Raw genomic sequence first — 21,565 nt, forward strand, 5'->3', positions numbered from 1 at the left:
AACAGCAGTATGAGTGAACACGCGATCGAGTTCTTGCGCGGGTGGATTGGCGAAAAAGTCCACTGCCAGCCCTCGCCAGCCAGAATCGAGAAGCAGGCCGAGACCCTCGCCAGGGAATGTGCGGCCAAGGCTGCCGAGGCCGGCATACCCCTGGAGGATATCCAGGAAGAGGTCGGCGACATTCAGGAGCTCATTGCTTCGAGGCTCGAAGAGGCGGCCGAGGCCGACCAGGACGAGCGGAATTCCAACAAGCCTGCCGGCTGACGGACCGCCTCCGGCAAAACCTGCCGGGCGAACATTGCCTGTCTGATGCAGTTGCGCGGTCTTATCGCCGCGCAGCTCTGCCAAATCTCTCCTTAAGCCATGTTTTCGGCAACGCCGGCACGAAATTGCCGTCGCGCCCGGTCATGTCTTCATTGGCGACCAGCGCGTTGAGGATTGCTTCCTCCACGCTCTGAACGACGGCGTCGAAGAACGGGTTGATATCGGCATCCGGTATGTAGCCGGCGCTGACCAGCTTGCCGGCCGCGCCGCGCGCCGCGTCGGGATTGGCCGTGCTGAAGGCCAGAAAGATATCGCCGGACGAATTGTATCCATAGCCGCCGGTTAGCGCCACGCCGAGCGGCACGCGTTTCGCCAGCCGTTTCAACTGATGCGGCATGAATGGCGCATCGGTGGCGACGATCGCGATGATCGAGCTCTTCTCCGCTCGCGGCGTGTTGTCCCGGGCCGCCGGATCGGCGAGTTCCGCTCCGGCTCTGATGCCACGGATCACGAGGTTTCGCCGTGCACCGAAATTCGACTGGACGAAGCAGCCGATCGTTAAACGCTTTCCATTCCAGTCGACGCTGCGCGAGGATGTGCCGGACCCTGCCTTGAAGCCGAAGGTGATCATGCCTGTGCCGCCGCCGACGCTGCCCTCTTCGATCGGCCCGCTATCAGCCGTTTCGAGCGCGGAAAACACGTGCTCGAAGCTCACATGGTGGCCGTTGATATCGTTCAGGAAGCCGTCGTAAGTCTCGCCCGCCACCGGCAGCGCCCAGGCGCTGTCGAGCGATTGCGGCAGCACCGTCTGCATCCAGCGCAGCGTTGCGTCGCGGCTGACGCCGCAGGAATGCGTGTTGGTGATGGTGATGGGAAGATTGAACGCTCCGAGCTCCTCTATCAGATGCGAGCCGGTCAGTTCGCCATTGCCATTGGCGCTGAACATCCCGGCAAACGCCGGGACGGCCAACTCGTCTCTGGGCCGTGGCAGGATCGCGGTCACGCCGGTGCGTACCGGACCCTTGCCGACGACGAGCGGCCCATCCCCTGAGATCAGCGTGGTATAGCCGACCGTCACGCCGGGCACATCGGTGATGGCATTGAAGCGGCCTGGCGTGCCATCGAATGGGATCGCGAAGGCGCGGGCGCGCAGTTTGCCCGAGGGCGTCGCAAGATGCGGGTCGGTCATTTTTTCCTCAGAAAAGCGAACCTTGGCCGCCCGGCGCCTTGAGCTTGGCCGCGGGCTTGGCAACCGTCTTCGGCCGCGCCGTGCCACTGATGGCGACTGCATCGGCGGTGCCGTCGGCGAACTCCAGCGAAAGCGCCATCCCCGACACAACTTCTGCCGCGTGCTTGACCACCGCGCCGTCCGCATCCTTGACCAGCGCGAAGCCTCGCGCCAGCACGGCCTTGTGCGAGAGCGTCGCCAGCAGCCGGTCGGCCTGCGTCAGTTTTCCACGCAGACGGTCCAGCCGCCGCGAAATCGCCTGGTCCTGCCGCCGCGTCAGTGCCAGCAGGGCATCGCCTTGCAGTTTCTGCCGTCTTGCGATCGGCGCCGGTGACAGTCTGGTCGCCGTGCGCGAAAACCGCGCCCGACGCTCGCGCACGATGGCGAAGAAAGCCGCTTGCGCACGGGCGAGGTCGCGGCGGGTCAGAGTGCGGGCTTCGTTCATGCGCCGCGACAAAGTCGCCGGCGTCAGCCGCTGCCCCAGAAGCCTGGCTCGCTTGCGCTCGACGCTGACCGACAGCGCCCGGCCGAGCCGGCTCGTCGCCTCGTCGAAGCGCCGCCGCGGCAGCGCCAGCAACTGGTCGGGCGAGGGCAGCGCACGGGCGGCCGCGCGTGCCGCCTGCCGCTTGCGTTCGAAATTGCGCGACAGTGCGGTCTTCAACCGCGCGCCAAGGCCGGCAAGCGTCGCTTCGAGGTCGACCTTGACCGGCACGGCGATCTCGGCGGCGCCTGTCGGCGTCGGCGCCCGCACATCCGCCGCCAGATCGATCAATGTCCAGTCGGTCTCGTGGCCGACCGCGGAAATCACCGGAATGCCCGAAGCGGCGACGGCCCGGGCAAGCGCTTCGTCGTTGAACCCCCACAGATCCTCCAGGCTGCCGCCGCCGCGCGCCACGATCAACAGATCGGGCCGCGCGATGGCGCCGTCCCATGGCAGTGCGTTGAAGCCGTTGACGGCAGCGGTCACTTCCGCACCCGCCGTCTCGCCCTGCACCCGCACCGGCCAGACCAGCACGTGCAGCGGAAACCGGTCCTTGATGCGGTGGATGATGTCGCGGATGACGGCGCCTGTCGGCGAGGTGACGACGCCGATGACGCACGGCATGAACGGCAGCCTGCGCTTGCGCGCCGCGTCGAACAGGCCTTCGGCCTGCAGCCGGCGCTTGCGCTCGTCCAGCAGCGCCATCAGCGCACCGGCACCGGCCGGCTCGAGATTGTCGATAACGATCTGGTAGTTCGACTTTCCGGGATAGGTGGTGAGCCGGCCGGTGGCGATCACCTCCATGCCTTCCTCTGGACGGAATTTCAGCCGGCTCATCGTGGTCTTCCACACCACGGCGTCGAGCCGCGCGCGATCGTCCTTCAGGCAGAAATAGGCATGGCCGGAGGAATGCGGTCCGCGATAGCCGGAAATCTCGCCGCGCACCCGTACATTGCCGAAGACGTCCTCGACCGTACGCTTCAGCGCGCCGGAAATCTCGCTCACCGTATATTCGGTGGCGTTGGTGCGTGATTCGGATGCTGCGTCGCTCATCGGCCGATTGGGGGACGATTGCTGGCCGGCGTCAAGGCGGCCGTGTTCGATGTCCGCCCCAAACGCGCGATCACCAGCCCGGCAGGATCTGGTTCGGCTTGGTCCGCTTCATCTTGGCGAAGGCGAGGGCGGCGAAATCGAACGTGCCGGTCTCCTCGCCGAGTGGCACGGAAATATTGTCGAGGCTCTCCGAAATGTGGCGCGCAAGCGCGTCGACGATCTCCGGCCGCGAGGTCTGACCGCGCATGATACCGATGCGGCAATCGGGCAGGGCGCCGAAACCGTCGGCCTCGCCCAGCACCCGCATGCCGGGCCGCAGCGCGCATTCCGGCAGCACCGAGATCGCCAGACCGGAAAGCACCGCGGCGGCGATGACGGTGGCAGAGAAGCTGGTGAACAGGATGCGATAGTCGCGGCTCTGCTGATCGAGCACGTCGGCGGCGGCCCGCCGCCAGATGCAGTTCGGCCGGCCGAAGGCCATCGGCAGGATCGGCTGCTCATGCGTCGCATGGTTGGCCGAGGTAACCCACAGCAGCGGTTCGCGCCGCACCACTTCCGACTGGCCGCGCGCGTCGTTGTGCGTCACCAGCGCCAGGTCGAGATTGCCGCGCTTGATGTGTTCGACCAGTCCCGGCGTCGGTTCGCAGATAACGGTCAGTTCGACATGCGGGTTGGAACGGGCAAACCGCGCCATGATCTCTGGCAGGAAGCGATCGGCATAATCGTCCGGCGTGCCGATGCGGATGGTGCCTTCGAGCCGGCGGTCGTCGAAGGCGGCCAGTGTTTCCTTGTTGAGATAGAGCAGCCGCCTTGCGTAGGAGAGCAGTCTGTCGCCTTCCTCGGTCAGCCTGTTGGTGCGGCCGTCTTTTTCGAACAGCGGCTTGCCGATCCGTTCCTCCAGCCGCCGCATCTGCATCGACACCGCAGACTGGGTGCGATGCACCGCTTCCGCCGCGCGGGTAAAGCTGCCGGTGTCGACAATCGAGATGAAGGTCTGCAACTGATCGAGATCGAGCGGCGCTTTCATTGGCCTAATCCATCATTGATGCTGATGCTAAAGATTAGAAACATTCGTTGGATTAATCAATCGGGCCATGGCAAATTCCGATTGTCCACATGAAGGCATGTGAATCGAAGCCGGAACGGCCGCTGTCGCCAGCGCCCGATCGACCGGTTTCGCCCGTTCGAATGTGAAGGAGACCGACATGGCTACGTTTGATTTCGCTACCGAGACCTCGCGCATCACCTCGCGTCCGGCCGTTGCGACGCGCGTGGCCAATGCCGCTGCCAATGTTTACCGCGCCTGGAGAAACCGCCGCGCCTTTTATCGCCTCGGCGAGATGTCGGATGCCGAGCTCGCCGACATCGGCCTGACCCGCGCCGACCTGCACGTCGCTGTCGGTGTACCCTTTGGCCGCGATCCGACAGAAAGGCTTCGCGTCATCGCGGTCGAGCGCGCCGAAACGATCGAGGATATTGCCCGCAAGGTGGTGTGATCGCGTGGTTTCGCCGTTCGGGCGCGTTGAACCTTTTTGAGGCACGACGCCACTAAGTTACGCAGGCTCCCCACTCCCTGCCGGATCCCCCCGGCCAGCCTGCGCGCTGCCCGGTCCTCCCAGGACCGGGCTTTCTTTTTTGGGCGGCACTGATGATTGATTGCCGGTGTCTGGTCTACCGCCGGCCCATGCCCTGCTTGAACTGGTCGAAGATCGACTCCATGCCTTTCTGGTAGTCGTCGCGCTGCTGGGCGCCTGTCTCGAACATCTTGCCGAACAGGTCGTCAAACGGATTTCTCGGCCTGCCGCTCGGATTGGCCTGCGGCTGCGGCGCCTGGGGTTGCTGCGGCGCCTGACGCGGCTGAGACTGTTGTGCGCCACCGCCGAACATGTCCTGCAGCACCTTGCCGAGCGGATTGTCACCATAAGGGTTCTGTGTCTGCTGGGGTTGGTTCTGCGGCTGCTGTGGCTGTGGTGCACCGCCGCCGAACATATCCTGCAGCACCTTGCCGAGCGGATTGTCACCATAAGGGTTCTGTGTCTGCTGCGGCTGGCTTTGTGGCTGCTGCCCGCCGCCGAACATGTCCTGCAACACCTTGCCCAGCGGGTTGTCGCCGTAAGGGCTCTGCGTCTGTTGCGGCTGCTGCCCGCCGAACATATCCTGCAGCACCTTGCCGAGCGGGTTATCCGTGGGGCCTGCAGGCTGAGGGGTCGGTGCCTGGCTGCCGCCGCCAGCCTGCCGCATCATCTGCTCGATGAGCTCGCCAAGCGGATTGCCGCCACCGCCTGCCGCATGCATCTGCCCGCCTAGCTGGTCGGTGGTCTGCTTGAATAGCCCGCCCATCATCATCGAGGCGATTGCCGGCAGCATCTGCTGCAGGACCTGCTGGCTGACGCCGCTCGCCTGCGCGGCCTGGCTGGCGACGGCCCGCGACAGGTCCTTCGAGCCGAACAAATGGCCGAGAATGCCCTTGCCTTCATCGAGGCCCTGCGGCGAGAAGGCCCGGCTTGCATCCTCGAAATATTTGGCGTGCTGGCCGCTGGCCATCGCCGTCATGAAGGAGCCGAGCCCATAAGGGTCCGCCGTGTTGCGCTTCAGCCCCTGCGAAAAGGCCGGCAGCAGCGCCGCGACCGCCGCCTGCGTCTGCTGCTGCGAAAGCCCGAACTGCTGGGCCAGCGCCTGCATGCCGTTGCCGTTCTGGGCCTGTGCCAGAATATCGAACAAGGAAGGCATTGTTTTCTCCTCCGGGAAAATCCTCGTTGGAGAAGCCTAATTCGTTTCCATCACTGATTGAAGCGAATTTGCCGGACCATCGGCCAAGCGGATAGCGAAGCGTTAATACGCGTATTCCATGAACACCGGCTCGATCGAGCCGCCCCAGCGTGTGTGGTAGGCCGAGAGCATCTCTTCGGCGCTGGTGGTGCCACGCGCGACGACCTCGTCCAGCGTGTTGAGGAACGAGGTCTCGTCATAGCCGTCGCGGTTCTTGCGGCCGCGGTTCTTCAGTCCCATGCGCGAGATGACGAGCACGTCGCGGGCTATCTCGCGCAGTGTCGTGTTGCGGAAGGGCGCCGAAATGCCCTGTTCGGGCACCGCGTTGCGCATCGCCAGCACCTCGTCATAACTCCAGCTCGAGGTCAGCGCCTCGGCCGCGTCGAGCGCAGCCGCATCATAGAGCAGCCCGACCCAGAAGGCCGGCAGCGCGCAGATGCGCCGCCACGGCCCGCCATCGGCGCCGCGCATTTCGAGAAAGCGCTTCAACCGCACGTCCGGGAACAGCGTCGACAGATGGTTCGCCCAGTCGCCCATCGTCGGGAGCCCGTCCGGCAGTTCGTTGCGGGCGGCGCCCGCCATGAACTGGCGGAAGGTGATGTGCGTCATGTCATGGTACTGGCCGTCGCGGATGACGAAATACATCGGCACGTCGAGCGCCCATTCGACATAATCGGCAAAGCCGAAATCGGGCGAGAAGCAGAATTCGAGCAGGCCGGAGCGCTGATTGTCGGTGTCGCGCCAGATCTCGCCGCGCCAGCTCTGCAAGCCGTTCGGCCGGCTTTCGGTGAAGGGCGAGTTGGCAAACAGCGCCGTCGACAGCGGCTGCAATTTCAGCGACACTTGCATCTTGCGGCGCATGTCGGCTTCGCTTTCGAAGTCGAGGTTCACCTGGATCGTGCAGGTCCGGTACATCATGTCGAGACCTTTGGTGCCGACCTTGGGCATGTAGCGGGTCATGATCTCGTAGCGCGATTTCGGCATCTTCGGCGTCTCGGCCAGCGACCATTTCGGGCTGCCGCCAAGGCCGAGAAAACGAATGCCCATCGGTTCGGCGATCTCGCGCACCTGCGCCAGATGCGCATTGCCTTCGCGGCAGGTCTGGTGGATCGTCTCCAGCGGCGCGCCGGACAGTTCGAACTGGCCGCCGGGCTCCAGCGAGATCGCGCCTTGGCCGGTCGGCTCGACCAGTCCGATGATGCGGCCGGCATCCATGATCGGGTCCCAGCCGAGTTTGTCCTGCATGCCTTCGAGGATGGCGCGGATGCCGCGCTCGCCGCCGTAGGGCACCGGGGCATTGCCGTCAACATAGAACGGGAATTTCTCGTGCTCGGTGCCGATGCGCCATTTGTCGCGCGGCTTGTTGCCTTCGGCCAGGTGCTCGACGAGTTCGTCGACGCCTTCGATCGGCCGGAAATCGGTAGTATCGCGCGCCATAATAGCCCTCCGCACATGGCCCCGAAAACCGGCTTCGATTTTCGGAAAGGATCATGTGCCCAATCAATATGTTACAGCGTCCTTTGCGCGCCCGAAAGGACGCGCGGCCACTGCCGGCGCTAGATGGACGAAATGTCAGTAGCCGATCAAGCGAAAAATCCTGAGCCAGAGGGTAACTGGAATTGATCACCAATCCCCGATTGTCGCCTGGATCAGCGCCAGTGCCGCTACGGCCGCCGTGTCCGCCCGCAGGATGCGCGGCCCAAGCGGAATGGCGGTAACGAAGGGCAGGGCTCTCAGCATCCTGCGCTCCTCGTCGGAAAAGCCGCCCTCCGGCCCGACCAGCAGGCCGAGCTTGTTCTCCCGCACCGCCTGCAATGCCGGCAGGGGACTGTTGGTCGATGCATCCTCGTCGCAGAAGATCAGCCGCCGCTCACGGTCCCAGTTGCTGAGCAGGCGCTCGAATTTTTCCGCTTCGCGCAGCTCCGGCACCGCCAATATGCCGCATTGTTCGGCCGCCTCGACGACATTGGCGCGCAGGCGCTCGATGCCGGGCTTTGCCACCTGCGTATGCTGGGTGATGACCGGCTGCAGGATGCCAGCGCCCATCTCGACCGCCTTTTGCACGAGGTAGTCGAGCCGCCCCTGCTTCAGCGGCGCGAAACAGTAGACGAGATCGGGCAACGGCGGCTGCGGCCGCTGCAATGCCAGCAACTTCAGGCGCAACGCCTTCTTCGATTTTGCCGCGATCGCCGCCGACCATTCGCCGTCGCGGCCGTTGAAGACCAGAATTTCGGCGCCTTCGCCGAGCCGCAGCACGTGCGAGAGATAATGGCTCTGCTGCGGGCCGATGTCGAACTCGATGTCCGGTCCAAGCCCGTCCGGCACGAACAGCCGCTGCATCTTGTAATTGGCGCGCATCGCCGAGGAATGCGGCAACGTCACCCTCGGCGTCAAGCCTCGGCGGAAGGATGCCAGACAGGCTCGTAGCCTTTCTGCAGCACCGAAACAGTTGTCGCTGGCGTGAGCAGGCGGATTGGACTGTCGGTAAAACCGCCGAACCCCACCGGTTCGCCATAACCGCCGAAACTCCAGGGCAGCGCGGCGCCGTCAAACAGGACGTACGCCCTGTTTCCTGACGAGATCATCGTGCCGTCCGGCAAGTCCGCAAGCGCTTCCGGTTCCAGTCTCGGCGCCCGCCCGCCCGATGCCACGCGCTCCTTGTGCAGGCGCTTGTCGAGTTGCGGCGCGCGTGGCTCGGCAATGCCGAAGGCGTCGCCGAAACGCCGGACAAAATCCCTGGCCCGCTCGCGCCGGCAGAAGAAGCAGGGCCGGTGCCCGGCGGCAAGTGCCGTCACCTCGTCGAGGAAAAACAGTTCGGTCCAGCCGGCCTTGCCGCCAGCCCGGTTGCGCCCCATCGGCTCGCGCCGCACGTTATGGAATTCGCAGACGCAGATGATCCAGGCTTGCAGCGCCCAGCGCTTCTTCAACAGCGTTCTCGTCTCGGGGTCGTGAATGATGCCGCGATTGCCCATGAACAGGCCGCGCTCCGGCACGGCATGGATGGCGCCGAACGGGTCGACCCGGTTTTGCAGTGGCATAGGCGTTCCCTGTTGGCTGCAATGCTGGCGCCATGATATCGCTCGTTGCATCAATTTCATGTCAGCAGGTTTCGATGCGGGTCTTGGTTGTCCAGAACTTCGACAATGAGGGCCTTGGCCAGATCGGCGCGGCCCTTGTCGAGGCGGGCGTCGATATCGACCTGCGCCGTCCCTACTGCGGCGACGCGCTGCCGCAAGATAGCGGCGGGCATGACGCCATGGTAGTGCTCGGCGGCGCCCAGAATGCGCTGGACGACGAGCTCTGTCCTTATTTTCCGGGCCTGCTCGACCTGACGCGCGACTTTGCCGAGAGGGATCGCGCGGTGCTTGGTATCTGCCTCGGCAGCCAGTTGGTCACGCGCGCCTTTGGCGGCGAGAACCAGATCGGCGGCGCGTCGGAGTTCGGCTGGCACGAGGTCGCGCTCACCGCGGCGGCGCAGGCCGATCCGGTGCTCGCCGCTTTGCCCGCAAAATTCCCGATCTTCGAATGGCACGACGACACCTTTGTCTTGCCTAAGACTGCCGTGCGGCTGGCCGGCAATGCCGTCGCCGAGAACCAGGCGTTCCGTATCGGCCGCGCCGTCTACGGCTTCCAGTTCCATTTCGAGGCCGACAGTCCGATGGTGCGCGACTGGAGCACCTCCTTCGCACCGCTGATCGCCGAGCGGCATCCTGAATGGGCGGGCCGGCTCGACGATGAAATGGCCCGCAACGGACCGCAAGCCGATGCCGCCGGCCTGGCCATCGCCCGCGCCTGGGTGGCGACGATCTGACGGCTCATATAGTCAGCGTATTTGGCGACGTTGCATATTTGGCACGCGGCGGCAAATCCGCCGGGGATAACGCGTTTCATCCTTGGCCTGTGTCTGTCCGCCAGCCTAAAAGGCGCCCGCTCTGCATCTTGCGTGCAACCGCGATGAACCTTTCCTGTGACCCGCGCGACACACCGCCGATACAGAACATGCCTAGAAGCGCGAAACCGTCAGACATTTGCGACGTATTTCGCGTTTCAACGCATTGGTAACCCGCTCGTGCATAGATGCAGAAAGCTCAACAAGAGATGACGTCCGTGAAAGCAGCCTTTTTGTCCTTTGCCATGTTGTCGGCCATCGTCTTGTGCGGCCTCGGCATTTATTCCGCCGACGCAGCCAACAACCACAATGCCGTTGACGGCTACGGCGTCACCGCCGCGCTTCGCTAGACCCTCTGCACATAACTCCACGCCTTACCTACGCCCGCTCACCCGTCACTGTCAGGATATGCTTGTCAGCGCCGTCTACCACGAGCGCGGTGAGGTTTCCCGATTGCCAGGCGAGGGTGTCGACGTTGACGCGGTTGCCGGTGATCTCGGGTTTGGGCACCGGCGTATGGCCGTGCACCACGATCTTGGGATGAAGACCGGCGTGGTCGTGGAAGACCTCGCGGATCCAGATCAGGTCCTGCCGGCTCTGGCTTTCCAGCGCAACGCCGGGCCGGATGCCGGCATGGCAGAAGAAGAAGTCGCCGAAGGTCACCGAAAAGGGCAGCGAGCGCAGGAACTCGACATGGTTCTGCGGCACCGCCTCGACCAGTGCGGCGTGGCCTTGCCGCAATGCCGCATCGGCCCGGCCAAACCAGGCGCTGCCCCCACCGAGCGACACGCCATAGGATAGCGCCGTCTGGATGCCGCCATAGCGCATGAACAGCCCGTCCGGATCGGGGACATCGAGAAAATCGAGGAAGCCGAGATCATGATTTCCGGCCAGCATCAGGTGACGCCGATCGCGTCTTTGCGCGTCGATCAAGAAATCGATGACGCCCCTGGAGTCCGGGCCCCGGTCGACATAGTCGCCGAGATGGATCACGCGCCAATCGGCCGACGGTCTTTGACTGAGCTCCGCCTCGATCCGCCGGTGCATGGCGGTCAGCAAATCGAGCCGGCCGTGCACATCGCCGATCGCGTAAAGGCGCATGCCTTGCGGTCCGCGCGCCTCGTAGAAACTGATGCCGGGCTCCGTCAATGCCTGCGTCGCCTCCATGATCATGCCGTCACGGGACTTTAGCGCCGAAGCTGATCCTTGCCCATGTCGGTGACCAGGCGCTTTCCGCACAGCGCCAGCGTTATGTCCATCTCCTTGCGGATGATTTCCAGCGCCTTGGTAACCCCTTCCTTGCCGAGCGCGCCGAGGCCGTACAGGAAAGGCCGTCCGATATAGGTGCCCTTGGCGCCGAGGCACAGCGCCTTGAGCACGTCCTGGCCGGAGCGGATGCCGCCGTCCATATGCACCTCCATCGTGTCGCCGACGGCGTCGGCGATCTCTTCGAGCGCCATGATCGACGACGAGGCGCCGTCGAGCTGGCGGCCGCCATGGTTGGAAACGATAATCGCATCGGCACCCGTCCTGGCCGCCATCAGCGCGTCGTCCTTGTCGAGTATGCCTTTCAGGATCAGCTTGCCGCCCCAGCGCTCCTTGATCCAGGCGACGTCCTTCCACGACAGGTGCGGATCGAACTGCTCCTTCGTCCACGACGACAGCGAGGCGAGGTCGCCGACGCCCTTGGCATGGCCGACGATGTTGCGGAAGCTCCGGCGCTTTGTCCCGGCCATGCCGACGCACCAGCGCGGCCTGGTCGCCATCTGCCAGATGTGCTTCGGCGTCATCCGCGGCGGCGCCGAAAGCCCGTTGCGGATATCCTTGTGGCGCTGGCCTAGGATCTGCAGGTCGAGCGTCAGCACCAGCGCCGAGCATTTCGCCGCTTTTGCACGGTCGATCAGATCGAAGACGAAATCCTTGTCGCGCAGCACATAGAGCTGGAACCAGAATGGCTTCCTGGTCACCGACGCGACATCCTCGATCGAGCAGATGCTCATCGTCGACAGCGTGAACGGCACGCCGAATTCCTCCGCAGCCTGCGCCGCCAGCATCTCGCCGTCCGGATGCTGCATGCCGGTCATGCCGGTCGGCGCCAGCGCCACCGGCATCGCCACCTTCTCGCCGATCATGGTCGATTCCAGCGAGCGATTGTCCATGTCGACCAGCACGCGCTGGCGGAACTTGATCTTCTGGAAGTCCTCTTCGTTGGCCCGGTAGGTGCTTTCGGTCCAGGCGCCGGAATCGGCGTAGTCGAAGAACATCTTCGGCACGCGGCGGCGCGCCAGGTCCTTGAGGTCGGCGATGGTGAGAATGCTGCTCATGGATCTTTTTTCCGCTGGTTCTTCGCTGGTTCGTCGTTGAATTTTCTGGGCGGTGCCTACGGCTGTTTTCTTGCCGGCTCACCGCCACCGGGCTCGGAGCGCTGCCTGAGCCTCAGCCGCGACACGCGCTGCCAGTCGCCGCTGCGCTCGGCCTCGGCCATCGATCGTTCGACGTAGGAGATGTGGTCCATCGCCGCCTGCCGCGCCGCAGCCGGATCGCCGGCCTTGACCGCCGTGTAGATTGCCCGGTGCTGCGAAAGCAGCGTCTCGCGCGCGCCCGGCACGTTGAACACCAGCCGCCGGTTCTGGAACACGCCTTCCGACAGCAGCCGATAACAGGAGCGCAGCGTGTGCAGCAGGATGATGTTGTGCGCGCATTCGCAGATCGCGTGGTGGAACTCGACGTCGATTTCCGCCTCGTCGTCGAAATTGCCGGTCCGGTGCGCCTCGTCCATACGTGCCATGATGCGGTCGAGCAGCGCCAGATCGTCCGATGTGGCACGGCGCGCCGCATATTCCGCCGCCACCGCCTCGATCTCGCGGCGGTACTCCAGATAGTCGGTCACCGCCTTGCGATGCATCGAGATCAGGTCGGTCACCGGCTTGGTGAACAGCTGGCCGATGACATCGGCGACATGGGTGCCGCCGCCTGGCCGTGTCGTCAACAGCCCGCGCCCTTCCAAGGCTTTCAAGGCATCGCGCAGGATCGGCCGCGACACCTCGAACTGGCGCGCCAGTTCGCGCTCGCCCGGCAGCCGGTCGCCGGTGCGCAGGACGCCTTCGAGGATCAGGCTCTCGATCTGCTGCACCACCTCGTCGGCGGTGCGCGAATGCTCGATCCGGGAGAAAATGTCGCTCAAACGGGATGCCTGGGGGTTGAACCGATGTCGCGCGCAAGATAAAGCCAGCGTCGCCAACTGGTCAAATTATTTATCCAATTCGCCGGGGCCGGGTCCGTTTCACAGCCGCGGCTTCATATCAGCTTGAGCTAAACTGGCTGTTTGCGCCCTCTGGAGATTGCCTCTAGAGCAACCAGGAAAAGTGTGAAACGGTTTTCCGTCCGGAATTGCGCAGAATCAAAGAGATAGAGCGGTTCGCCGTTTCCGTGAAACGATGGACCGCTCTAGAGGGACATCATTGCCAAAGGGCTCACAGAAGCCCGGGGGACCAGCCGTGCCAGACGCCGACCCTTCCAACCTCGAATTCCAGCTGCGCGCCAAAGCCGTGGGCGGCACCGTCATGGGCTTTCCGGCGCATGAAGGTCGGCCGGGCGCGCTCGGCGAGGTCCACGCCCGGCCGCAGCCGCTGGTCGAAAAACCGCGCGTGCTGGTGCAGCTTTCCTTCATGACCGAAGCTGGATCCGGGATCGATCAGGCCGTGCTTTCCGAATTGTCGCGACGCCTCGGCATCGCCGCGCCCGACCCTCACGCCCGCCACCACGCGATGAAATGGGGCAAGGGCTCGCTGCGTTGGGAACGCCACACGGAATTCTCGACCTATCTCTGGGAAGGCCCGCTCGCCGAAAACGGCAGGGGGCAAGAAGACACACCCTTCGGCAACGGGTTTTCGCCGCCGGGCACGGTGATTTCCGGCATCAGGCTGGAGATCCGCAAATGGACGCCGGCGAACGAAAAACTGATCGCCGGCTTCGACCCGACCAGCCTGTGCTATTCGCTGGTCGAGCGCGGCAACGCGGCCATCGTCACCGATTTCCGTCAGGATGGCGACGGCTTGACCCGCATGCTGGTGCTCGACCGCGGCCTGACCCCGGCGCGCACCGGGGCACTGTCGCAGCGGCTGATCGACATCGAGACCTACCGCACGCTGGCCATGCTTGGGCTGCCGCTGGCCCTGACGCTGTCCGGTCGCGCCCGCCGCATCGAAGACAGGCTGGCCCAGACCACGTTGGAAATGAAGGTCGCCGAGACCCGCGACAGCCAGACGCTACTTGCCGACTTGACCGAACTGGCCGCCGAGTTGGAGGCCGATGCCGCCTCCAGCCTCTACCGCTTCGGCGCCAGCCGCGCCTATGACGGCATCGTGCGCGAACGGCTGGAGGCGCTCGACGAAGAGGCGGTGCCCGGCTACGACACCTGGGGCGGTTTTCTGCAGCGCCGCGTGGCGCCGGCGATGCGTACCTGCCGTTCGGTCGAGGAGCGTCAGGCCAACCTGTCGACGAAGCTCACCCGTGCCACCACACTGCTGCGCACCTGGGTCGACGTCGAGGTCGAGAAGCAGAACCGCGATCTTTTGGCATCGATGAACAATCGCGCCCGCCTGCAATTGCGGCTGCAGCAGACGGTGGAGGGGCTCTCGGTCGCCGCCGTCTCCTACTATGTCGTCGGCCTCATCGGCTACGTCGCCAAGGGCGCCTCGATCTTCGGCCATGCCTTCGCGCCGGAAATGGTCACCGCCGCCTCGGTGCCGCTCGCCATCGTGCTCGTCTGGTGGGGCGTGCGCCGCGTCCGCCGCATGCACTCCGAACCAGGCAAGCAGCCGGGCGAGTAGTGTGGGGCGCAGCGGCAGATTGCCGCTGCGGAAGGCAGTCTCGGCCATAGGCCTCTCATCCCGGCCAACGCGGCATTTGCAAGCGACCACCGTCGCTGGTAAAAGATTTTTACCAGTCGATCGAAGGAGGCTGTCGATGTCCGGCCTTGCCATGCCGAAACCAGACGACGCCACGATGCGCCGGCGCGACGAGATCGTCGCCGATATGCGCATCATGGTGCCGGGCGAGGGCGTCGTCGACGCCGCCAATGCCATGCGCGCCTTCGAGAGCGACGGGCTCACCGCCTACCGGCAATTGCCGCTGGTCGTGGTGCTGCCGCAGACCGTGGCGCAGGTCTCGCGGGTGCTGAAATATTGCAGCGACCGCAACATCCGCGTCGTGCCACGCGGCTCCGGCACCTCGCTCTCCGGCGGTGCGCTGCCGCTCGAAGACGCGGTGCTGCTGGTAATGAGCCGCTTCAACCGCATCCTCGAGATCGATTTTCAGAACCGCGTCGTCGTCGCCCAGCCCGGCGTCACCAATCTCGGCATCACCACCGCCGTCGAGCAGGAGGGTTTTTATTACGCCCCCGATCCATCCTCCCAGATCGCCTGCTCGATCGGCGGCAATGTCGCGGAAAATTCCGGCGGCGTGCACTGCCTGAAATACGGTCTCACCGCCAACAATGTGCTCGGCATCGAGATGGTGCTGATGAATGGCGAGGTGGTGCGCCTCGGCGGCAGCCATCTCGACGCGGAAGGCTACGACCTGCTCGGCGTCATGACCGGCTCCGAAGGACTGCTCGGCGTCGTAACCGAGGTCACCGTACGCATCCTGAAAAAGCCGGAGACGGCGCGTGCCCTGCTGATCGGTTTCCCGACCAGCGAGCAGGCCGGCCAATGCGTTGCCGACATCATCGGCGCCGGCATCATTCCGGGCGGCATGGAGATGATGGACCGTCCGGCCATCCACGCCGCCGAGGATTTCGTCCAGGCCGGCTATCCCTTGGATGTCGAGGCGCTGCTGATCGTCGAGCTGGACGGGCCGGGTGTCGAGGTCGATCACCTGATCGGCCTGGTCGAAGCCATCGCCTATAGGAACGGCTCGACCATATGCCGCATTTCGCAATCGGAGCAGGAGCGGCTGAGCTTCTGGGCCGGCCGCAAGGCGGCTTTCCCGGCGGTCGGCCGCATCTCGCCCGACTACTACTGCATGGACGGCACCATCCCGCGCAAGGAACTGCCGCGCGTGCTCGCCGGCATGCGCGAGCTGTCGGAGAAATACGGGCTCGGCGTCGCCAATGTCTTCCACGCCGGCGACGGCAATCTGCACCCGCTCATCCTCTATGACGCCAACGTGCCGGGCGAACTCGACAAGGCGGAGAGTTTCGGCGCCGACATATTGCGGCTCTGCGTCAAGGTCGGTGGCGTGCTGACCGGCGAGCACGGGGTCGGCGTCGAGAAGCGCGACCTGATGCCGGAAATGTTCAACCAGATCGACCTCGACCAGCAGATGCGCGTCAAATGCGCCTTCGACCCCAACCATCTTTTGAATCCCGGCAAGGTCTTCCCGCAATTGAGGCGATGCGCCGAGCTCGGGCGGATGCACGTGCATCGCGGGCAAGTGGCGTTTCCGGACATTCCGAGGTTTTGAGTGGGTATGTTGGCGCTTGAACACCCCCCTCTGTCCTGCCGGACATCTCCCCCTCAAGGGGGGAGATTGGCAGCTTGCACGCCTCAGCCTTCTTTCAATATTGACGATTGGCGAAGCCAGACGCGACGTCCGATCTCCCCCCTTGAGGGGGAGATGTCCGGCAGGACAGAGGGGGGCGCGAAGGAACGCGACGTCTTTGCATTTGCCATTGGCGCATCCGCCTCATGACCACCTTCGTCCCCACCACCGCAGCCGAAGTCCTCTCCACCGTCGCCTGGGCCGCGGCGGAAGACGCACCGCTGGAAATCCTCGGCCACGGCTCCAAGCGCGGTATCGGCCGGCCGCAGCAGGGCGAGCATACGTTCGACCTTTCCAAACTCTCCGGCGTCATGCTTTACGAGCCGGCCGAACTGGTGCTGTCGGCAAAAGCCGGCACGCCGCTGGCCGAAATCGAAAGCCTGCTTGCCGAAAACGGCCAGCAACTTGCCTTCGAACCGATGGATTACGGCCCGCTGCTCGGCGGTGAGCCAGCGCGAGGCACGATCGGCGGCGCACTCGCCGCGAACCTTTCCGGCCCGCGCCGGCTGAAGGTGGGTGCTGCGCGCGACCATATCCTCGGCATAGCGGCCGTTTCCGGGCGCGGCGAGGCCTTCAAGTCCGGCGGCCGCGTCGTCAAGAACGTCACCGGCTACGATCTGTCCAAGCTGATGGCCAACAGCTGGGGCACGCTGGCGGTGCTCACCGACGTCACCTTCAAGGTGCTGCCTGCTGCCGAGACCGAAGTCACGCTTGCCATCCGCGGCCTGCTCGACGATCACGCCGCCGCCGCCATGGCGCTGGCGCTGGGTTCCAGCGCCGAAGTGTCGAGTGCTGCCCATCTTCCCGAACGGGTCGCAGCTAGGGTCGCTGGCGGCAGTCTCGGCAGCGATGCCGCGACGCTGCTGCGCATCGAGGGCTTCGGCCCGTCGGTCGCTTACCGCATTGCCGCGCTGAAAGACCTGCTGAAAAACGCTGGGCCGCTGCAGGAGATTTCCGGTTCGGTCTCGTACTCGGTCTGGCGCGATGTCCGCGACTGCGCGCCGTTCGCCGATGGCAGCGAAAGGCCGGTGTGGCGCGTCTCGATGGCGCCGTCGCGGGGCCACCAGATGGTGCTGGCGCTGCGCATGCAGGCCCCGGTCGATGCCTTCTACGATTGGCAGGGCGGGCTGATCTGGCTGCGCATGCAGCAGGACGATCCCGAGGCTGGCCTGTTGCGCGGCCTGATCAGAAGACATGGCGGCGGCCATGCGACGCTGGTGCGCGCAATCCCTGCACATCGCGCCGCCGTGCCGGTGTTCGAGCCGCAGGCGCCACCGCTGGCAGCACTGTCGGCGCGGCTGAAGGCCGAATTCGACCCGAAGAATATCCTCAATCCCGGCCGTATGGCGCCGGGCGCAAGCTCTGCTACTCTCGCGCCGGCAACCGAGGGAGGAGCACAATGAGCGATCCAGGCCAAAACGGTACGTCACGCCAGACCGACCGCTGGCTGGAGCCCGGCCCGACCAACGCGCTGGTCATCTACATCCTCTATCTCGCCGGCCTGGCCATCGGCGTCAGCGGTATTGTCGGCGTCGTCCTGGCCTATATCAATCGCGGCAAGGCCGGCGGCTTCGTCGAGAGCCATTACACATTCCTGATCCGCACCTTCTGGATCGGCCTGCTCTATGCACTGATCTCGGCGCTGCTGATGATCGTGGTCATCGGTGTCGTGCTGATGGTTGCCGTCGCGGTCTGGTTCATCGCCCGCTGCATTCTCGGCCTGCAGGCGCTGCAGCGCGGCGAGCCGGTCAAGAACCCGGAAAGCTGGTTTCTGGGATTATGAGCATGATCCCCAAAAGTGGGTACCGGTTTTGGGAAAAGATCATGCTCAAACGGTAGGGATTCGTTTACGTGCAGACCAATTTCTCAGCTGCCCAGCTCGCCGATCCGCATGTCGCGGAATCGGAGAAGATCCTGCGCAAATGTGTGCATTGCGGCTTCTGCACCGCCACCTGCCCGACCTATGTGACGCTCGGCAACGAACTGGATTCGCCGCGCGGCCGGATTTATCTGATCAAGGACATGCTGGAAAACGGCCGGCCGGCCGACAAGCAGATCGTCACCCATATCGACCGCTGCCTGTCCTGCCTCGCCTGCATGACCACCTGCCCGTCGGGCGTCAACTACATGCATCTGGTCGACCACGCCCGCGTCCATATCGAGGAGACCTACAAGCGTCCGCTGGCCGATCGCCTGACACGCGCCATGCTGGCCTTCGTGCTGCCCTATCCCTCGCGTTTCCGCGCGGCGCTCAAGCTGGCGAAGCTCGGCCAGCCATTCGCCGGCCTGTTTGAGAAAATCCAGGCATTGAAGCCTTTGGGTGCGATGTTGAAGCTGGCCCCGGCGTCGGTCCCGGCAGTCTCGCCGATGGCCTCGCCGGGCGTCCATGCCGGGCAGGGCGCGAAGAAAAATGGCCGCGTCGCCATCCTCACCGGCTGCGCGCAATCCGTGCTCGATCCCGGCATCAACGACACGACGATTTCGCTGCTGACCCGGCTTGGCGTTGAGGTCGTGGTGCCCGAGGGCGAGGGCTGCTGCGGCGCGCTGGTGCATCATATGGGGCGCGAGGACGCTGCCTTGGCGTCGGCCCGACGGAACGTCGACGCCTGGACGCGCGCCGTCGAGCAGGGCGGACTCGACGCCATCGTCATCACCGCATCCGGGTGCGGCACCACCATCAAGGATTACGGCTTCATGCTGCGTCTCGATCCGGCCTATGCCGACAAGGCCGCGCGCGTCTCGGCGCTGGCCAGGGACATCACCGAATATCTGGCAAGCCTCGACCTGCCCGAGCCGGTCCGCAAGCCGGGCACCATCGTCGCCTATCACTCAGCCTGCTCGATGCAGCACGGCCAGAAGATCACCCGCCAGCCGAAGGAGCTTCTGGCCAGAGCCGGCTTCGTCGTGCGCGAGCCGCGCGAAGGGCATTTGTGCTGCGGTTCCGCCGGCACCTACAACATCCTGCAGCCCGAGATTTCGGCGACGTTGCGCGACCGCAAGGTCAGGAATATCGAGGCGACCGGTGCTGAAATCGTCGCCACCGGCAATATCGGCTGCATCACCCAGATCGCTTCTGCCGCCAAGCTGCCGGTGGTGCATACGATAAAGCTGCTCGCCTGGGCCTATGGCGGGCCGAAGCCGGAAGGCGTTCCGGAAGAAAAGCTGGTTGCGGCTGAGTAACAGGATGGTCGTGGGCGTCAGGCCCCTCATCCGGCCGCTTCGCGTCCACCTTCTCCCCGCTGGGGAGAAGAGGGTGGCACCAACGCTGGCGATCTCCTCTCCCCTCGGGGAGAGGTCAGCCGAGCGAAGCGGAGGCTGGGTGAGGGGGCTTGGCGCCTGCGGGTCTTTATTCCGCCGCGAGCCTGTCAACTACGCCATAAGTCGCCTGGTAGCGGGCGCGCTGGCGGCTGAGCGCTACCATCGTGTTTCGCAGCAGGATCGCCACGGTGATCGGGCCGACGCCGCCCGGCACCGGCGTGATCCACGACGCGACATGCCTGACGCTTTCGGTGTCGACGTCGCCGACGATGCGGCTTTCGCCGTCCGGCCCGATCTCCGAATTGATACCGATGTCGATGACGGCAGCGCCCGGCTTGACCATGTCGGCCTTGATCAGCCGCGGTTTGCCGACCGCGACGAACAGTGCGTCGGCGCGGCGTGCGTGTGCCGCCACCGAACGCGTCATGTGGTGACAGACGGTCACCGTCGCGCCTTCGCTCATCAAAAGGAACGCGATCGGCTTGCCGACGATCTCGGAATGGCCGACGACCACCACCTCGAGCCCCTTGAGGTCGAGGCCGGTTTCCCTGAGCAGTTCGACCGAAGCGGCGGCGGTGCAGGGCGCCAGGTCGAGCTGGTTGTAGACGATGTTGCCGATCGAGGCCGGATGCATGCCCTCGACATCCTTGAGCGGATGCACCGCCGCCTGCAGCGTCTTGATCGGAATGTGCACCGGCACCGGCCGCTGGATGATGATGCCGGTGACGCGCGGGTCGGCGTTAAGCCCGTGGATTGCCGCTTCCAGCTCGCCGGCGGTGATGTCGGCGCGAAAGCGCCTTTCCTCGAAGCCGATGCCGGCCAACCCGGCCTTGGCGCGCTGGTTGCGGACATAGACGTCGACCGCGGCGGTATCGCCGACGGTGACCGACACCAGCTTGGGCGGAAAGCCTTCGGCGGTGGCGATCGCCGCGTCCTCGCGCACGCCGGCGATGATGCGTTGGGCAACCGGGCCGCCTCTGAGATAGCGGCTGTCATCGGAAAGGGACATCGGGATGGGGCCTTTATCTGGATTTTAGCCGCCACATAGCAAAGCAACCGCGAAAAGGCAGCGCGAAAAGCGAACCGCCATGCCGGTCGCGCGACGTGCCGGCAAAATCTTCCCGTCAATTCTTGCTGGCGTTGGCGGAAACAGAAAGGGCAGCACGGCTTGCCGCGCTGCCCTTTCGTGACTGGCCGCATCCCCACACGGCCCGTCCCCCGTTATTCAATGCTCCCGACGCTTCTGAGCAGAATCATCGGTGAGGTCAACCGCAGATTACATCACTACAACCGTCGTGCCAACATTGACCCGCTCGTAAAGGTCGACCACGTCCTCGTTGCGCATGCGGATGCAGCCCGACGACACCGCGCCGCCGATCGTCCAGGGCTGATTGGTGCCGTGGATACGGTACTCGGTCGAGCCGAGATAGAGCGCGCGTGCGCCGAGCGGGTTTTCCATGCCGCCGGCGAGATAGGTCGGCAGATAACGGCCCTTGGCGGCTTCGCGGGCGATCATCACGGCCGGGGGCCGCCAATCCGGCCAGACGCGCTTGTTGGTGATCTTGTGGGTGCCGGACCATTCGAAGCCCGGCTTGCCGGTGCCGACGCCATAACGCCGCGCCTTACCGTTCTTCCCGACCAGATAGAGGAAATTCTCTCGCGTATCGATGACGATCGTGCCCGGCTTCTGCGGGCCGTCATAAGCGACTTCCTGCGGCAAATAGAGGGGATCGATCTGCGGCCGCATCACCATGCGCTTGGCCGGCGCCTGCACCGCTGCGGTGCGCAGCTGATCGGGTTCGGCCAGCCGCCGGTAGCGCCGTTGCGGCTGCGCCTCTTGCCGGCTCTGCCGCACGATGCCCGGCGCATGGCCGAGCTGCAGCACCCAAGGCGCCGAAAGATCTGGGCTGACCACCACCGGCGGCCTCTCGGCATAGCGGTCGTTGGCATTCGCGGCACCGGCCGCAAGCACGGCCGCGGCGCCGAACAGTGGGAACAAGAATGTCTTCATCGCAACGCACCTTGATCGTCGAGCATGCCGGGGTGCAAAGCCTCCCCGATTTCGCCGACATTGGGCGCG

At 64.8% G+C, this 21,565-nt stretch carries 21 protein-coding genes; 9 read left to right on the forward strand and 12 right to left on the reverse strand.

Translation table 11 applies throughout. The features are described 5' to 3' along the window. Nucleotides 1-9 precede the first annotated feature (9 nt). Nucleotides 10-264 carry a DUF768 domain-containing protein gene (locus NKI70_RS00120; RefSeq protein WP_023677464.1) on the forward strand — a complete coding sequence of 85 codons (255 nt, stop codon included), beginning with the start codon at nt 10-12 and terminating at the stop codon, nt 262-264. A 61-nt stretch (nt 265-325) separates the two neighbouring features. Here the strand turns inward: NKI70_RS00120 and NKI70_RS00125 are convergent, their stop codons facing one another. The 3 genes from NKI70_RS00125 to NKI70_RS00135 all read right to left on the reverse strand — a co-directional run bounded on the left by NKI70_RS00125 (nt 326) and on the right by NKI70_RS00135 (nt 4,053). Further along, nucleotides 326-1,453, reverse strand: coding sequence for a DmpA family aminopeptidase (locus NKI70_RS00125; protein WP_352698063.1), 1,128 nt, complete (start codon nt 1,451-1,453; stop codon nt 326-328). A gap of 7 nt (nt 1,454-1,460) precedes the next feature. Next, a complete protein-coding gene (xseA, locus tag NKI70_RS00130) occupies nt 1,461-3,026 on the reverse strand; it encodes an exodeoxyribonuclease VII large subunit (RefSeq protein ID WP_352457093.1) in 1,566 nt (521 codons plus the stop codon). A gap of 70 nt (nt 3,027-3,096) precedes the next feature. Continuing rightward, nucleotides 3,097-4,053, reverse strand: coding sequence for a LysR substrate-binding domain-containing protein (locus tag NKI70_RS00135; protein ID WP_023680469.1), 957 nt, complete (start codon nt 4,051-4,053; stop codon nt 3,097-3,099). A 178-nt stretch (nt 4,054-4,231) separates the two neighbouring features. Between NKI70_RS00135 and NKI70_RS00140 the strand changes: the two genes are divergently transcribed. Next, a complete protein-coding gene (locus NKI70_RS00140; RefSeq protein ID WP_352571613.1) occupies nt 4,232-4,522 on the forward strand; it encodes a DUF1127 domain-containing protein in 291 nt (96 codons plus the stop codon). A gap of 175 nt (nt 4,523-4,697) precedes the next feature. Here NKI70_RS00140 and NKI70_RS00145 read toward each other — a convergent pair whose 3' ends face one another. The 4 genes from NKI70_RS00145 to NKI70_RS00160 form a co-directional block, all read right to left on the reverse strand. Further along, nucleotides 4,698-5,756, reverse strand: a complete 1,059-nt coding sequence (locus tag NKI70_RS00145; RefSeq protein ID WP_352571612.1) for a DUF937 domain-containing protein — start codon at nt 5,754-5,756, stop codon at nt 4,698-4,700. A 102-nt stretch (nt 5,757-5,858) separates the two neighbouring features. Then, nucleotides 5,859-7,232, reverse strand: a complete 1,374-nt coding sequence (locus NKI70_RS00150; RefSeq protein ID WP_023680466.1) for a glutamate--cysteine ligase — start codon at nt 7,230-7,232, stop codon at nt 5,859-5,861. A gap of 186 nt (nt 7,233-7,418) precedes the next feature. After that, a complete protein-coding gene (locus tag NKI70_RS00155; RefSeq protein WP_023680465.1) occupies nt 7,419-8,153 on the reverse strand; it encodes a 16S rRNA (uracil(1498)-N(3))-methyltransferase in 735 nt (244 codons plus the stop codon). 32 nt (nt 8,154-8,185) lie between these two features. Beyond that, entirely contained in the window at nt 8,186-8,833 is a 648-nt protein-coding gene (locus NKI70_RS00160; RefSeq protein ID WP_023680464.1) for a hypothetical protein, read from the reverse strand. Nucleotides 8,834-8,907: 74 nt separating this feature from the next. Between NKI70_RS00160 and NKI70_RS00165 the strand changes: the two genes are divergently transcribed. Both NKI70_RS00165 and NKI70_RS00170 read left to right on the forward strand, forming a co-directional pair. Then, on the forward strand, nt 8,908-9,606 hold the full coding sequence (locus NKI70_RS00165; protein ID WP_023680463.1) for a type 1 glutamine amidotransferase: 699 nt from the start codon (nt 8,908-8,910) through the stop codon (nt 9,604-9,606). A 296-nt stretch (nt 9,607-9,902) separates the two neighbouring features. Beyond that, nucleotides 9,903-10,034, forward strand: a complete 132-nt coding sequence (locus NKI70_RS00170) for a hypothetical protein (protein WP_280952144.1) — start codon at nt 9,903-9,905, stop codon at nt 10,032-10,034. 28 nt (nt 10,035-10,062) lie between these two features. Here the strand turns inward: NKI70_RS00170 and NKI70_RS00175 are convergent, their stop codons facing one another. Genes NKI70_RS00175 through NKI70_RS00185 form a run of 3 tightly spaced genes read right to left on the reverse strand, consistent with a single transcriptional unit; the run spans nt 10,063 to nt 12,868 of the window. Further along, a complete protein-coding gene (locus tag NKI70_RS00175) occupies nt 10,063-10,833 on the reverse strand; it encodes a metallophosphoesterase (protein ID WP_352624704.1) in 771 nt (256 codons plus the stop codon). 38 nt (nt 10,834-10,871) lie between these two features. After that, nucleotides 10,872-12,008 (reverse strand): alpha-hydroxy acid oxidase, encoded by a 1,137-nt coding sequence (locus tag NKI70_RS00180; protein ID WP_352571609.1) that lies wholly within the window; start codon nt 12,006-12,008, stop codon nt 10,872-10,874. Between the two features lie 56 nt (nt 12,009-12,064). Next, a complete protein-coding gene (locus NKI70_RS00185) occupies nt 12,065-12,868 on the reverse strand; it encodes a FadR/GntR family transcriptional regulator (RefSeq protein WP_352571608.1) in 804 nt (267 codons plus the stop codon). A gap of 313 nt (nt 12,869-13,181) precedes the next feature. On the opposite strand from NKI70_RS00185, the gene NKI70_RS00190 reads away from it, so the two are divergent. From NKI70_RS00190 to glcF, 5 genes are all read left to right on the forward strand, one after another. Next, nucleotides 13,182-14,516: a DUF3422 family protein gene (locus tag NKI70_RS00190; RefSeq protein ID WP_352571607.1), complete on the forward strand. Its 1,335-nt coding sequence runs from the start codon at nt 13,182-13,184 to the stop codon at nt 14,514-14,516. Between the two features lie 136 nt (nt 14,517-14,652). Continuing rightward, nucleotides 14,653-16,149: an FAD-linked oxidase C-terminal domain-containing protein gene (locus NKI70_RS00195; RefSeq protein ID WP_352589307.1), complete on the forward strand. Its 1,497-nt coding sequence runs from the start codon at nt 14,653-14,655 to the stop codon at nt 16,147-16,149. A gap of 224 nt (nt 16,150-16,373) precedes the next feature. Beyond that, nucleotides 16,374-17,630, forward strand: a complete 1,257-nt coding sequence (locus tag NKI70_RS00200) for an FAD-binding protein (RefSeq protein ID WP_352589310.1) — start codon at nt 16,374-16,376, stop codon at nt 17,628-17,630. Next, the gene (locus NKI70_RS00205; protein WP_352577553.1) at nt 17,627-18,010 is read left to right on the forward strand and encodes a DUF4870 family protein; all 384 of its coding nucleotides are present in this window, start codon (nt 17,627-17,629) and stop codon (nt 18,008-18,010) included. The genes NKI70_RS00200 and NKI70_RS00205 overlap by 4 nt, the downstream gene beginning before the upstream one ends. A 68-nt stretch (nt 18,011-18,078) precedes the next feature. Beyond that, a complete protein-coding gene (gene glcF / locus NKI70_RS00210; RefSeq protein WP_352698061.1) occupies nt 18,079-19,407 on the forward strand; it encodes a glycolate oxidase subunit GlcF in 1,329 nt (442 codons plus the stop codon). A 166-nt stretch (nt 19,408-19,573) separates the two neighbouring features. Here the strand turns inward: glcF and NKI70_RS00215 are convergent, their stop codons facing one another. Continuing rightward, a complete protein-coding gene (locus tag NKI70_RS00215; RefSeq protein WP_352698060.1) occupies nt 19,574-20,494 on the reverse strand; it encodes a bifunctional 5,10-methylenetetrahydrofolate dehydrogenase/5,10-methenyltetrahydrofolate cyclohydrolase in 921 nt (306 codons plus the stop codon). Between the two features lie 267 nt (nt 20,495-20,761). Then, a complete protein-coding gene (locus NKI70_RS00220; RefSeq protein WP_352625629.1) occupies nt 20,762-21,496 on the reverse strand; it encodes a L,D-transpeptidase in 735 nt (244 codons plus the stop codon). Nucleotides 21,497-21,565: the final 69 nt, after the last annotated feature.

Source organism: Mesorhizobium sp. M0500 (assembly GCF_040321165.1).
Classification (GTDB): domain Bacteria; phylum Pseudomonadota; class Alphaproteobacteria; order Rhizobiales; family Rhizobiaceae; genus Mesorhizobium.

Bases quoted from the DNA above. Each gene is read 5' to 3' on its own strand.
- NKI70_RS00220 (WP_352625629.1), bottom strand. From the start codon at position 21,496: ATGAAGACATTCTTGTTCCCACTGTTCGGCGCCGCGGCCGTGCTTGCG.
- NKI70_RS00195 (WP_352589307.1), top strand. From the start codon at position 14,653: ATGTCCGGCCTTGCCATGCCGAAACCAGACGACGCCACGATGCGCCGG.
- NKI70_RS00135 (WP_023680469.1), bottom strand. From the start codon at position 4,053: ATGAAAGCGCCGCTCGATCTCGATCAGTTGCAGACCTTCATCTCGATT.
- NKI70_RS00215 (WP_352698060.1), bottom strand. From the start codon at position 20,494: ATGTCCCTTTCCGATGACAGCCGCTATCTCAGAGGCGGCCCGGTTGCC.
- NKI70_RS00205 (WP_352577553.1), top strand. From the start codon at position 17,627: ATGAGCGATCCAGGCCAAAACGGTACGTCACGCCAGACCGACCGCTGG.
- NKI70_RS00155 (WP_023680465.1), bottom strand. From the start codon at position 8,153: ATGCGCGCCAATTACAAGATGCAGCGGCTGTTCGTGCCGGACGGGCTT.
- xseA (WP_352457093.1), bottom strand. From the start codon at position 3,026: ATGAGCGACGCAGCATCCGAATCACGCACCAACGCCACCGAATATACG.
- NKI70_RS00140 (WP_352571613.1), top strand. From the start codon at position 4,232: ATGGCTACGTTTGATTTCGCTACCGAGACCTCGCGCATCACCTCGCGT.
- NKI70_RS00125 (WP_352698063.1), bottom strand. From the start codon at position 1,453: ATGACCGACCCGCATCTTGCGACGCCCTCGGGCAAACTGCGCGCCCGC.
- NKI70_RS00160 (WP_023680464.1), bottom strand. From the start codon at position 8,833: ATGCCACTGCAAAACCGGGTCGACCCGTTCGGCGCCATCCATGCCGTG.
- NKI70_RS00120 (WP_023677464.1), top strand. From the start codon at position 10: ATGAGTGAACACGCGATCGAGTTCTTGCGCGGGTGGATTGGCGAAAAA.
- NKI70_RS00200 (WP_352589310.1), top strand. From the start codon at position 16,374: ATGACCACCTTCGTCCCCACCACCGCAGCCGAAGTCCTCTCCACCGTC.
- NKI70_RS00165 (WP_023680463.1), top strand. From the start codon at position 8,908: ATGCGGGTCTTGGTTGTCCAGAACTTCGACAATGAGGGCCTTGGCCAG.
- NKI70_RS00150 (WP_023680466.1), bottom strand. From the start codon at position 7,232: ATGGCGCGCGATACTACCGATTTCCGGCCGATCGAAGGCGTCGACGAA.
- NKI70_RS00145 (WP_352571612.1), bottom strand. From the start codon at position 5,756: ATGCCTTCCTTGTTCGATATTCTGGCACAGGCCCAGAACGGCAACGGC.
- NKI70_RS00180 (WP_352571609.1), bottom strand. From the start codon at position 12,008: ATGAGCAGCATTCTCACCATCGCCGACCTCAAGGACCTGGCGCGCCGC.